Origin of the sequence: Microtetraspora niveoalba, assembly GCF_001570405.1 — a bacterium.
Classification (GTDB): Bacteria; Actinomycetota; Actinomycetes; order Streptosporangiales; family Streptosporangiaceae; genus Microtetraspora; species Microtetraspora niveoalba.
On sequence record NZ_BBYM01000007.1, the window covers coordinates 1 to 12,015 of the forward strand.

The following is a 12,015-nucleotide window of genomic DNA, read 5'->3' on the forward strand; positions in this document are numbered from 1 at the left end:
ACCAGGATCGGCTCGGCCAACGCCGCCTGCGCATCATCCAACCGGGCCGTGGCCGCACAGATCGCCGTCACATACCCCTCGGCCAGACTCCCCCGCGCGAACCGCGCCCGCACCGTAGGCAGCCGGGCCAGCTCCACCGCAAGCGCCAGTACCCGCCCCGCACCCGGCACACTCATCCCCGCCGCCGAACGCAGCCAGGATCGGGTCGAGGCGTGACCGTGTCCCTTGGCCTCCCCGGCCGCGTGCACCCGGCCCACCCGTGCCGCGATCGCCGAGGTCAGCCGATCCCGCGCGTACAGCAGGTCCTCCGCCTCGGCCAGACACACCCCCGCCTCCTCCGGCATCACGGCTACCGCAAGCGCGGAGGCGGCCTGCCGCACCTGAGCGACCAACGGCCACGACACCCCACCAGCATCCGCACCCGAGGAAGCACCACCACCGGCAGTGGACGCCTCCCGGTCGGCGGAATAGCCCTCACGGACGGGAGCATCAGGGCCGGCGGGAGCGTCACCACCAGCGAAAGCGTCACCGCCCATGGAAGCGCCACGGTTGGGGGAAGCACCACCTCCGGCGGCGGACTCGTCACCGCCCACGGAAGCGTCAGGGCCGGTGGAAGCATCACCGGCTACGGGACTGTCACAGCCGGCGACTGCCGGGCCTGCCTCCGTACCTGGGGCCGATTTCGAAGCAGTCGGGTGTGAAGCCGCAACGCCGTGAGCGGAAGCGGTCGAAGTGGGACGCGGTTGAGTCGTATTTGAGGGAATCGCCCCATGGAGCCCGGGATAGCCGTTTCCATCTCGCCGGGAGCGGGTGAGTCTCGCAATTGAGGAAATCGCGTCATTTGACTCCAGGTGACCGCTTTTGTCTCCCTGAGGGAGGAAGTCATCGAAGGTGAATGCGGCGCGCGTCTGGGGGGTCTCCGCTGCTTGCGGGGTGCCGGAGGTGGTGACGCGGGCCCACCAGTCGGTGTCGCAGGGGTGGGACTCGTCATCGTCGCGCGACTTCTCCGAAAAGAAGCCGGCGGCCCCGAAGAGCCGAGCCATATCCACCCCCGATCTTGATTAGAACACCTGTATGAATAATGCCAGAGGTGCCAGCGCCAATCAAGTTGAATTCGTAAAGAATTTCGAGGAGAATATCGGTATTGTATTTCGTGAAATATCGGCCAAATTGGTCGCTCGTATTCGATCCGCAGGCCTTCACTGCACGCCGTCCCAGCTCTGTCGCCCGCTCTAGAGAACGAGAGCCGACAGCCGAGGTCACCTGATCGGCCTCCTTGTTGCAGCCGGTTTCTGTCGGATGCTCCGGCGGCTGACGAGCGATACCGGCTTGTCCTCGGGAGGCCGCCTTGTGGGGCCGCGTGAGGGCGACATCTCGGGTCGAGCGAGGGCCCCTCCCAGGTGCCGGGACGTCCCGCCGCCGGTGCGATTGGCAGCGCCAGACAGCCCCGGAGGGCGGACGCGCGCGGGCGAGGGAAGTGCCCGCCAAGGGGGATGCCCGTCCAGGAGAAGGGCCTGACAGGAGGGACGTGCTGGCTGCGGGAAATGCCCGCAAAGGGGAAGCGCTCGCCGAGGGGAAGGGCCCGCCGAGGGGAAGCGCTCGCCAAGGGGGATGCCCGTCCAGGAGAAGGGCCTGACAGGAGGGACGTGCTGGCTGCGGGAAATGCCCGCAAAGGGGAAGCGCCCGCCGAGAGGAAGGGCCTGACAGGAGGGAAGCGCTGGCCGGGGGGAGCGTGGGCGGGCGGGTAGACGAGCGGGTCCCCGCGGTGGTGAAGGGCATGCCGGTGCCCAAGGGAATCGGAGGTGGCCGTGGCAGTGGTTCCCGCGCGCCGCCGTCGCCGCAGGCGCTAGCGTTCGAGGATGGACCGGATCTTCAGCCTTGATGAGGCCAGGTCGCTCATGCCCGACGTCCGTGACAAGGTCGCCGACCTGGTGGCGCTACGGGCGGACCTCGCCGAACTCGCCTACGACCTGGCGAGCACCGGAAGCTCGTCTCTCGGCGGTATCCCGGAGCGGAAGGGGCTGGAGGCGCGGATCGGGGAGATCCTGACGTGGTTCGGCGATCAGGGCATCGAACTCAAGGGCGCGGCGCCCGTCCTCGTCGACTTCCCAGGGGTGCTCGACGGCGTCTCGGTCCGGCTGTGCTGGGTCGAGGGCGAGACGGACCTCGCCTGGTATCACCGCACCGAGCTCGGCTTCGCCGGACGGCGTCCCCTGCCCCATTGAGCGTATGTACCTGATGTGGCTTTGCCGGTGTGAGCATGCGTATCTGACGGCGTTGCCTGGCCGTGTGGGCCTCTGTTCTCGGTTTGGCTGGGTCGTGTGAGTGTGCGCGTCCGGTGGAGCCGCTTGGTGGGCGTATGGATCTGACCGAGTTGCCTGGCCCTGTGGACAGGTACCTGACGAGCGGCCGGGCGGTTCAGGGTTTGCGACCGACGCCGCAGATCGCGTCCACCTCGGTGGGGGAGGGGCCGAGAGCGGGGATGTCCGGCCGCCACATTGACGTCGTGACCACACCCGGCTCCACCAGCTCCAGCCCCGCGAAGAAGCCGGCGATCCGCTCCGGGCTGCGCAGATGGTAGGAACCGGCCGAGTTGCGGTTGTAGATCCGGATGGCCTCGTTGAGCGTCGCGCTGGTGTCGGCGCCGTCGCTGAGGGCCAGATAGCTCCCGGACGGCAGAGCCGCGAGCAGTCGCCGGAGGATCGCCCGGGGATCGTCGTCGTCGGGGAGCTGCCCCATGATCCCGAGCATCATGAGCCCGATCGGCCGGGTGAAGTCGAGCGTCCTGGCCGCCGCCTCCAGGATCGTGTCCGGATCGCGCACGTCGGCCTCGACGTAGTCGGTCGCGCCCGCCGGGACGCTGCTGAGCAGGGCTTGGGCGTGCACCAGTACGAGCGGGTCGTTGTCGACGTAGACCACCCGCGACTCGGGGGCGATCCGCTGCGCGACCTGATGCGTGTTGTCGGCCGTCGGCAGGCCGGTGCCGATGTCGAGGAACTGGCGGACACCCGCCTCCCCGGCCAGGTGGCGTACGGCGCGGGCGAGGAAGGAACGCTGCACCCGCGCGATGCGGGCGATGTCCGGGAACATCCGAAGGATCATGTCACCGGTCTGGCGATCGACCGCGTAATTGTCCTTGCCGCCCAGCAGGTAGTTCCAGACGCGAGCGGAGTGCGCGGCACCGGTGTCGATCCGGGAGGGCCACGCCGGTCCGGATGTGGAGGAACCGTCGGTCACTGCTCACTGCTCCTGCGCTCGGGACGGACACGGCAAGCGTAGCCCCACATACCCCCACAAGATCGACTTTTCGTGAATCAGTGTGTATTTCGTGAATTTCCGGCTTTGTGGCGCTTCCTGTGTCAGTGGTCCTGACCGGATCCTGTGTCAGTGGTCCTGATCGGAGCCGGCCTGGCCGATGCCGCCCTCCAGATAGACGGCGCCGCGTCCCAGAGTGCGCAGGCAGGCCCGGATCCGCCGGGCCATGTCCGGAAGCACCAGTTCGTCGAGATCGCCGGCGGCCACGAACGCGAACCGTTCCAGCTCGTCCGGAGGGAGCCGCACGGCCGCCAGATCGGACGCGGGCAGGACACCGCCGTCGAAGACGAACATCAAGCCCCCGTCCCACGGCGGCAGCGGCGGGACCCAGTCCACGCACAGCAGGGGCCCGATCTCGGGCGAGATGGACAGCTCCTCCCGAAGCTCGCGGACGCACGCCGCGCGCGGCGACTCGTCAGCCTCCAGAGCGCCGCCCGGGATGTCCCAGGTCGTCTTGTACGTGGGACGGACGAGCATGACCCTCCCGCTGTCGTCGCGGATCAGCGCACCGGCCGCCGCTCGCACCCGCGCCAGGCCGGCGATGTACGCGGGATCGGGCTCGTGATCGTGAACGCTCACCCCGCCGACCCTATGCGCGGGCACCCCGGCCATCCAGCACGCCGCCGCCCCCTCCCGGGCGCTCATCCGGAGTCCGCCGATCCTCCGGACGGCCGGGTGGGGCGCGACCGTGAAATGACGCCAGGCGCGCGGACATGGACGCAGTGACCGACGATCAAGTGAGGAGGCCGGATGGGAGCCGATCCCCACGGCCGGTTCGTGGAAATCTACGAACGCGCCTACGAACCGATACTCGGGTACGTCCTGCGCCGCTGCCGGGACCCCGAGGACGCCGCCGATGTGGTTGCCGAGACGTTCACCGTCGCCTGGCGGCGCATCGATGAACTGCCGGAGGGCGACGAGGCGAGGCTCTGGCTGTACGGCGTGGCCCGACGGGTTCTCGCCAACCAGCGGCGGGGCGAGCTGCGCAGGGAACGCCGGACGGAGGCGTTGCGCGAGCACCTCGCGTCCCTGCCCGTCCTGGCGCACACGCGTTCGCCCGAGGAGGACTTCTCCACGGTCGGCAGGGTGTTCCGCACGCTCCCGGACGGCGACAGGGAACTGCTGTCCCTGGTGGCCTGGGAGCGGCTGGACACCCGGCAGCTCGCCGCCACGCTCGGCATCTCCCGCAACGCCGTACGGATCCGGCTCTATCGGGCGCGCAGGAGGTTCGCGCGGGCCCTCGCCACCGCAGGAGTCGACCACCCCCACGCCGCCATGCTCGAAGGGAGCTCGTTGTGAACCTCGCGAACCTCGCCCGGCTGCGTGACGAGGACCTGGCCGGACAGGTGTCCACCGCCCCGGCCCGGGCGCTGATGGAGTCGATCGTGTCCGAGGAGCGCGCGCCGGCGGCGCGGCGTCTCCGGGCTCCCCAGCGCGGCCGTTTTCGGGGGCCCCTCCCCGAGTGGGGCGGGACGCGGCGGGCGCTCGCGCTCGGCGCGGTCGCCGTCGGGCTGGGCGTCGCCGTCGCGATCGGCGTCGGCCTGCCCGGCGGACCGGCCACCCGCTACGCCAACGCGGCGGTCTCCGTCGAGAGGGCGACGGACTACTTCAGCGTCACCGTCACCGATCCGGCGGCCGACCCGGGCCGCTTCGAGGAGGCGTTCCGGGCGGTGGGGCTGAATGTCACGGTGAAGACGATCCCGGTGCCGCCCGACGAGGTGGGCAGGCTGATCGGGCCGGTCGTGCCCGACGGGTTCCGTGGGCCGGGGAGCATCGGCGTGCAGGACGTGGAGCCGTGCGCGAGTGCGTTCTGCGCCAAGGTGTGGCTGCCCGCCGATTACTCCGGGAGGGTGGTGTTCGGGATCGGCCGCGCCGCCGCGCCGGGCGAGCCGTACGCCGACGACGTCGTGGACCCCTCGTCGGCGGAGGCGCTGGACGGCTACCGCAGCCACGGCAGGACGGTCGCGGAGGTACGGGACGAGCTGCGCCGGCGGGGGCTGAAGGTCGGCTATCGCCTGCACTGGACGCTTTCGGGACCGGGGCGACCGGACGGGAGCTTCTTCGACCAGCGGGTCACCGCCGACCGGATCGAGGACGGCTGGGTCGTCGAGGGCTCCCGCCACTCCAGCTCCGACACCGTCGATCTCTATGTCGTCCCCGGTCCGGAAGCGGGCCCGGCGCCCGATCCCATGGCGGCCTACGAGGCCGAGCCTCATTGGTACGACCGGACGGACTGACGCGCTTCTCCGGCCTTACCGCGCCCGCTCCCCGGAGCATCGACGGGGGAGCGGGCGTGAGCCGTGGAGAGGGCACCGAGCGCGGGCCGGACCGCCCGATTCCGACCGAGGCCCCGGCAGGGCCTCAGTCCTCGTCGGACTCCTCGTACGAGCCGAGGACGGAGCCGTAGCGCATGCCGACCAGGCGGGCCACGGCCTCGTGGGCGCCGAGGGGAGCGGCGCAGCCCGCGCCGATGGCCTCGGCCGCGGCGGTGGCGCGCTCGTGGTCCGCCTCGGGCCCGATGACGAACGGGACGAGGGCCAGCCGGTTGGCGCCGATCTTGCGCAGCCGCTCGGCGGCGTCGGCGACGTTCGGCACGCCGTCGAGTGCGGCGGGGACGACCGGCAGGGTGAGCCGGGCGGCCAGGAGCACCGCTGTGGCGTCCGCCCCGCGCGCGCCCTCGTCGCCGCCGGTGGTCGCCACGATGATGCCGTCCACCGGCGAGGTCACGTTGAACAGCCGCATGCGGTCGACCCTGGCCAGACCGGCCTCGGAGAGCCGCATGTGCAGCGCCTCGGCGAGCAGCGGGTGCGGGCCGAGCGGGTCGGTGATCGCCACCGGGGTCTCGCTCTGGGTGACCGCGTCGCGCACCGCGCGCATGACACGCGGGTGCGGCCCGGTCACCAGCGGCACGACAACCGCGGCGGTCTCGGCGGCCGGCCGGTCGGCGGCGGCGGAGACGAACTCCTTCGCCAGGTCGGCGCCGCCGTCGCTGAGCGAGACGAGGCGGAGGTCCACCTGGGGGTTGTCGAGCCGGATGATCGAGGCGATCTCGGCCGCGACGTCCCCCGCCATGCCGGGAACGGCCAGCACCAAGGCGGGCGCGTCCGGCGGCAGGTTCGCCGGCAGCGGACGCCGGTGGCGGCCGGATCCGGGCCGGAATGACCGCTCCCGGATGGGAAGCTTCGGCGGGTCGTCGTGACCTTCGTTCACATCGGCGGATTCTAGGGCGAATCAGGCCGAATGAGTGAACCAACCCACCGCTTGATGCCGATCTTTAGCCTGATCGGTTTACGCGATCGTGACTTGACGCTCTTCCCGGCGGGCGTGTTTCATTGCCACATCCCATCCGTAAACGTTTACAGAGCCAGTGCTTTCGTAAACGTTTACACCACCGTTGACGAGGTGACTTGTGGCCGAAGGCCCCACGATCAACACGATCGCCCGGCACGCCGGGGTGTCGATCGCCTCGGTCTCCCGGGTCCTGAACGGTCTGCCGACCCGCGAGGAGACGGTCCGCCGCGTGCTGCGCGCCGCCGAGGAACTCGGGTACGTCCCCAACTCCGTGGCCCGCTCGCTGAAGAGCCGGCGCACCAATCAGGTCGCGTTCGCGATGGCCGACATCGGCAACCCGGTCTATCTCGCGATGGTGCGCGAGATCCAGCCGGTGCTCCGCGCCGCGGGCTACCGCCTCCTGCTGCACTCGACCGACGCCGACGTCGCCGACGAGCTGGACGTGCTGCGCGGGCTCGGCGAGCGGTACGTCGACGGCCTGATCATGAGCCCCCTCCGGGTCACCGAGGGGCACCTGCGCGCCCTCGCCGCCGCCCGCGCCCCCGTCGTCGTCATCGGCTCGGTGCCCGAGGGCGCCGGCGTCGACAACGTCCGGGCCGACTCGCGCACCGGCGTCCGGCTCGCCCTCGACCACCTGTACGGCCTCGGCCGCCGCCGCGTCGCGTTCGTCAACGGCCCGGCCGACACCGTCCCCGGCGCCGCTCGGGCCGCCGCCTACCGTGAGGCGCTCGAGGCCCTCGGTCTGCCGTACGACGAGGATCTCGTCGAGGTCGGTGACTTCTATCGGGAGGACGGGGCGAGGGCCGTACAGGCGCTCCTGGACCGCGCGGGCGACGTGGACGCGCTCATGTGCGCCAACGACCTGATCGCGCTCGGCGCGCTCGACGTGCTGCGCCGGGCGGGGCGGCGGGTCCCCGAGGACGTCGCCGTCGTCGGCATGGACGACACCGACCTGGCCGCCGTCGCCTGGCCGTCGCTGACCAGCGTGTCGCTCGGCTCGGCCCGCCGCGGCCGCGCCGCCGCCGAGCTGCTGCTCGACCGCCTGGAGAACGGCGAGCGCGAGCCGCGGGTCGTCACCGTCGAGCCGCGCCTCGCCGTACGCGCCTCGACCGTCGGCGTGCGCGAGGCCGAGGAGCGCGACGAGGCCCTGCGGACCGGACGTGCCCCGCGAACCGGAAGAGCCCAGCGAACCGAGGAAGCCGTACAAGCCGCGGAGGCACCGGCCGGAGAGGTCGCCGGGGACGCGGGGGAGGGGCTCCGATGACGCTCACCGCCCCACGCGCCGCCGGGACCCGGCGGCGGCCCGCCCAGGGCCGGTCGCGGGCCCGGGAGACGTTCCTGCTGCTGCTCCCCGCCCTCGTGCCCGTGCTGGTGCTCAGCGTCGGCCCGCTCGTGTACGGCATCCTGCTCGCGTTCACCGACGCGAGGTCGGGGCGGAACACCGAGACGTCGTTCGTCGGCCTGGCCAACTTCGGCGACCTGCTCGCGGACGGCGACTTCTGGGAGTCGTTCCGGATCGGCATGGTGTGGGCGGTCTCGGTGACCGTGCTGCAGTTCCTCGCGTCGCTCGGGCTCGCATTGCTGCTCAACCAGGACCTGCGACTGCGCGGGTTCGCCCGCGTGCTCGCGCTGGTGCCGTGGGCGATGCCGCCCGTCGTCATCGGCCTGATGTGGCGGCTGGTCTACCACCCGGACGCGGGCATTCTCAACGCCGTCCTCGGCACCGACGTGGACTGGCTCAACGACTTCTCCGTGGCGCTCCCGGCCGTGATCGTGGTCGGCGTCTGGATGGGCATGCCGCAGACGACCGTCGTCCTGCTCGCCGGGCTGCAGAACGTGCCCAAGGAGCTGCACGAGGCCGCGGGAGTGGACGGCGCGGGCGTGTGGCGGCGCTTCCGGAGCGTCACGCTGCCGCAGCTCCGGCCGGTGATCGTCGCGATCACCTCGCTCGACTTCGTCTGGAACATCAACCAGTTCAGCCTGGTCTACGTCCTGACGCAGGGCGGGCCGGGCGGCCGGACCCGGCTGCCGATGTTGTTCGCGTACGAGGAGGCGTTCCGTTACGGCTTCTTCGGGTACGCGGCGACCCTCGGCGTGGCGATCACGATCGTCGTCCTCGCCGTGCTCGGCCTGTACCTGTGGCGCCAGATGAGGGAGGTCGACTGAGATGGGAGGCCGGACGGTGCGCACCGCCCTGAAGTACCTCGCCCTGCTGGGCTACGTCGTCTTCCTGGCGTTCCCGCTCGCGTGGCTGCTGTCGACCGCGCTGAAGACGCCGCAGGAGATGGCGAGCCTGGACCCGACCTGGATCCCGCGCGACCCGACCCTGGCGAACTTCGCCGACGCCTTCGGCGAGCAGGACCTCGTGGGAAGCGCGACGCGCAGCCTGGCGGTCGCCCTGGCGAGCGCCGTGATCACCGTGCTCGTGGCCCTTCCTGCGGCGTACGCGCTGGCGCGGTACCGCGGCGCGCTGAACAAGGTCGCGATCGGGTGGGTGCTGGTCAGCCAGGTCTTCCCGGTCATCCTGATCATCATCCCGCTGTTCATGGTGCTGCGCGGGCTCGACCTGGTGAACACCCTCCCCGGGCTCGCGCTCGTGCACGTCACCTTCACGCTGCCGTTCGCGCTGTGGATGCTCCAGGGCTACGTGCGGGCCGTGCCCCGCGAGCTGGAGGAGGCGGCGGCCGTGGACGGGGCGGGACGGCTGCGGGCGCTCGCGGCCGTCGTCGCGCCGCTGCTCGTCCCGGGCGTCGTGGCGACCCTGCTGTTCGCCTTCATCTCGTCCTGGAACGAGTTCCTGTTCGCGCTCGTGGTCCTCAAGGACCCCGAGGTGGCCACGCTGCCGCTGACGCTGGTCAAGTTCACCGGCCCGGAGGGCGTCGTACGGCTGGGCCCGCTCGCCGCGGCCTCGCTGCTGGCGACGATCCCGAGCCTGGCGTTCTTCGCGGTCATCCAGCGGCGGCTCAGATCCGGACTGATGGCGGGCGCGGTCAAGGGGTGACGCCGCCCCCGGATCCCGTCCCCGAGCTTTTCGATAGGAGAGTCACATGAGGCGTTGGAGTGCCGCGCTCGCGGTGGCGGCCGTCGTTCTGGCGGCCGGATGTTCGAACGGGGGAGGCGACGGCGACGGCGCCGCCTCCGACGGCCCGGTCAAGCTGCGGTTCCTCAGCCTGGCCTGGCAGAAGGAGTCGATCGCCGCCAACAAGCAGCTCGTCGACGAGTGGAACAAGGCCAATCCCAAGATCCAGGTCGAGTACGTCCAGGGGAGCTGGGACAACGTCAACGACCAGCTCGTCACCTCGTTCGAGGCGGGCGACCCGCCGGACGTGATCCACGACGACTCGCCCGCGCTGTCCGGCTTCGCCTCGCGCGGCTTCCTGCTCGACCTGTCGGGCTCGCTGCCGTCCGAGCTCAAGAGCGACATCCCGCAGACCGCGTGGGACACCGTCACCTTCGGCGACGGCAAGGGCGGCCAGGGCGTGTACGGCGTGCCTTTCCTGCAGGAGTCGCAGGTCCTCTACGCCAACAAGAAGCTCCTCGACGCGTCCGGCGTCCGGGTCCCGACGTCCGACGCCCCGTGGACGTGGGACGAGTTCGCCGAGGCCGCCAAGAAGATGACCAAGGGCGGCGCGTACGGCGTGGCCTGGCCGATGAAGTCGCCGGTCAACAAGGTGCTCAGCCTCGGGCTCAACTTCGGCGGCACCTTCTTCACGACCGAGGGCGGCAAGACCAGGGTCAAGGTCGGCGCCGAGGAGCGCGAGGTGCTGAGCCGCATCCACGACCAGCTCTACAAGGACAAGTCGGCCGACCCGTCGGCGCTCGGCATGGGCACCGCCGACCCGCTGCCCGGCTTCTTCGCCGGCAAGTACGCGATGGTGCCCGCGGGCGTCTACCTGCGCCAGCAGGTGGCCGAGCAGGCGCCCGACGGGTTCGAGTGGGTCACGCTGCCGCCGCTGAAGGGCGTCACCGCGCAGCAGGGCGCGACGTCGCAGACCCTGTCCGTGGCGGCCGACAGCAAGCACCCGCAGGAGGCCGTCAAGTTCATCGCGTTCTTCCTGAACGGTCCGAACCAGGCCAAGCTCGCCAAGGGCGACTGGCTGCTCCCGACGAGCACCTCGGCGGCGGCCGACCCCGCCATGACCGCCAAGGAGAACTTCTGGGACGTCGCCACCGCGTCGGCCAAGGACCTCGTGGTCGCGCCGTACCTCAAGGTGGACGGCTACGACGAGTGGAAGAGCAAGGTGGCCACGCCGACGCTCCAGGAGTACTTCGCCGACAAGATCAGCCTTGACGAGGCGGCGAAGCGGCTCGTCGAGGAGGGCGACAAGGTGCTGGAGCGGTACGGACGGTGACCGTGCCCCCCACGCCTTCCCTCGTGCCCGTCCGCCCGCCGCGCGACCGCGCCCGGGGCTGCCTGCTCGGCCTCGCGGCCGGCGACGCCCTCGGCGCGCCCGCGGAGAACATGACGCCCGAGGCCATCGCCGCGCGGTGGGGCGTGCTCGAGGAGATCGAGGGCGGCGGGACGGACGACACCGAGTACAGCCTGTTCGCCGCGTCCCTCCTCCTCCGGCACGGCCACGCGCTGACGTCGCGGGACGTCGCCGAGGCGTGGCACGCCGAGATCGTGGACCGGATCGACGGGCCGATGCGCGGCGCCGGGTTCTCCGAGCTCGGCACCGTGCGGGCGCTGCGCCGCGGGCTCGGGCCGCCGCTGAGCGGCCGGTGGCACCCGCACGGCTGGTCCGACGGCCTCGCCATGCGGGCGGCGCCGTACGGGATCTTCGCGGCGGGCGACCCCGGCGAGGCGGCGCGGCTGGCCGAGATCGACGGGCGGGTCAGCCACGACGGCGAGGGCGTCCTGGGCGGCCGGGCGGTCGCGGCGGCGGTGGCGGTCGCGATGACCGGCGCCGGACCGGACGAGGTGGTCGAGGCGGGCCTGCGGGCGATCCCCGCGGACTCCTGGACCGCGCGCGCCGCCGGGAAGGCGGTCGAGATCGCCCGTGACGGGAGGGAGCGGACCTCGCGGGAGGAGTTCGCCCGCGCCCTCCACGACTCCGTCGTGCTGAAGCACTACCCGTGGACGGATCTGGCCCCGGAGGCGGTCGCACTCGCCTTCTCCGCCTATATCAGGGGCGGCGGAGAGGTCGAGGCGGCCGTGGTCACCGCGGCCAACCTGGGCCGGGACGCCGACACGACGGCCGCGATCGCGGGCGCGCTGGCCGGCGCGGGCGCCGGAGAGGCGGGCGTGCCCACACGCTGGGCCCGCCGGATCGCGCCGGTCACCGGCCGCTGCCTGCCCGCGATGGCGGGCCGGCACGTCCTGGACGCCGCCGACCGGCTCGCCGGCGCTCTGACGGACCGCCAGGCGGACGGCCCCGCCGGCGGATGACCCCTGGAAGGGATGGAGAG

At 71.6% G+C, this 12,015-nt stretch carries 12 protein-coding genes; 8 read left to right on the forward strand and 4 right to left on the reverse strand.

Annotated elements, in window-relative coordinates; all coding sequences use genetic code 11:
• Positions 1-392, reverse strand: a 392-nt coding sequence (locus AWQ70_RS39780) for a DUF222 domain-containing protein (protein WP_218004443.1), incomplete at its 3' end; no start/stop codon positions are given.
• Between the two features lie 1,467 nt (positions 393-1,859).
• On the opposite strand from AWQ70_RS39780, the gene AWQ70_RS06775 reads away from it, so the two are divergent.
• Complete coding sequence (locus tag AWQ70_RS06775) at positions 1,860-2,225, forward strand: DUF2203 domain-containing protein (RefSeq protein ID WP_067171852.1); 366 nt, start codon at positions 1,860-1,862, stop codon at positions 2,223-2,225.
• Positions 2,226-2,418: 193 nt separating this feature from the next.
• Here AWQ70_RS06775 and AWQ70_RS06780 read toward each other — a convergent pair whose 3' ends face one another.
• Positions 2,419-3,237 carry an SAM-dependent methyltransferase gene (locus AWQ70_RS06780; RefSeq protein ID WP_067171854.1) on the reverse strand — a complete coding sequence of 273 codons (819 nt, stop codon included), beginning with the start codon at positions 3,235-3,237 and terminating at the stop codon, positions 2,419-2,421.
• Between the two features lie 147 nt (positions 3,238-3,384).
• Complete coding sequence (locus AWQ70_RS06785; protein WP_067171856.1) at positions 3,385-3,894, reverse strand: NUDIX domain-containing protein; 510 nt, start codon at positions 3,892-3,894, stop codon at positions 3,385-3,387.
• A gap of 171 nt (positions 3,895-4,065) precedes the next feature.
• Between AWQ70_RS06785 and AWQ70_RS06790 the strand changes: the two genes are divergently transcribed.
• Both AWQ70_RS06790 and AWQ70_RS06795 read left to right on the forward strand, forming a co-directional pair.
• A complete protein-coding gene (locus AWQ70_RS06790) occupies positions 4,066-4,614 on the forward strand; it encodes an RNA polymerase sigma factor (RefSeq protein WP_067171858.1) in 549 nt (182 codons plus the stop codon).
• Positions 4,611-5,552, forward strand: coding sequence for a hypothetical protein (locus AWQ70_RS06795; RefSeq protein ID WP_067171860.1), 942 nt, complete (start codon positions 4,611-4,613; stop codon positions 5,550-5,552). Before AWQ70_RS06790 ends, AWQ70_RS06795 begins: the two co-directional genes overlap by 4 nt.
• Before the next feature lie 124 nt (positions 5,553-5,676).
• On the opposite strand, the gene AWQ70_RS06800 is transcribed toward AWQ70_RS06795, so the two are convergent.
• Positions 5,677-6,525: a sirohydrochlorin chelatase gene (locus AWQ70_RS06800; RefSeq protein WP_084516601.1), complete on the reverse strand. Its 849-nt coding sequence runs from the start codon at positions 6,523-6,525 to the stop codon at positions 5,677-5,679.
• A 199-nt stretch (positions 6,526-6,724) separates the two neighbouring features.
• Between AWQ70_RS06800 and AWQ70_RS06805 the strand changes: the two genes are divergently transcribed.
• Genes AWQ70_RS06805 through AWQ70_RS06825 form a run of 5 tightly spaced genes read left to right on the forward strand, consistent with a single transcriptional unit; the run spans position 6,725 to position 11,995 of the window.
• A complete protein-coding gene (locus tag AWQ70_RS06805) occupies positions 6,725-7,870 on the forward strand; it encodes a LacI family DNA-binding transcriptional regulator (RefSeq protein WP_084516602.1) in 1,146 nt (381 codons plus the stop codon).
• Positions 7,867-8,772, forward strand: coding sequence for a carbohydrate ABC transporter permease (locus AWQ70_RS06810; protein ID WP_067171862.1), 906 nt, complete (start codon positions 7,867-7,869; stop codon positions 8,770-8,772). Before AWQ70_RS06805 ends, AWQ70_RS06810 begins: the two co-directional genes overlap by 4 nt.
• A 16-nt stretch (positions 8,773-8,788) precedes the next feature.
• Positions 8,789-9,607, forward strand: a complete 819-nt coding sequence (locus AWQ70_RS06815; RefSeq protein WP_157529926.1) for a carbohydrate ABC transporter permease — start codon at positions 8,789-8,791, stop codon at positions 9,605-9,607.
• A 46-nt stretch (positions 9,608-9,653) separates the two neighbouring features.
• Entirely contained in the window at positions 9,654-10,958 is a 1,305-nt protein-coding gene (locus tag AWQ70_RS06820; RefSeq protein ID WP_067171866.1) for an ABC transporter substrate-binding protein, read from the forward strand.
• Entirely contained in the window at positions 10,955-11,995 is a 1,041-nt protein-coding gene (locus AWQ70_RS06825; protein WP_084516603.1) for an ADP-ribosylglycohydrolase family protein, read from the forward strand. The genes AWQ70_RS06820 and AWQ70_RS06825 overlap by 4 nt, the downstream gene beginning before the upstream one ends.
• Positions 11,996-12,015: the final 20 nt, after the last annotated feature.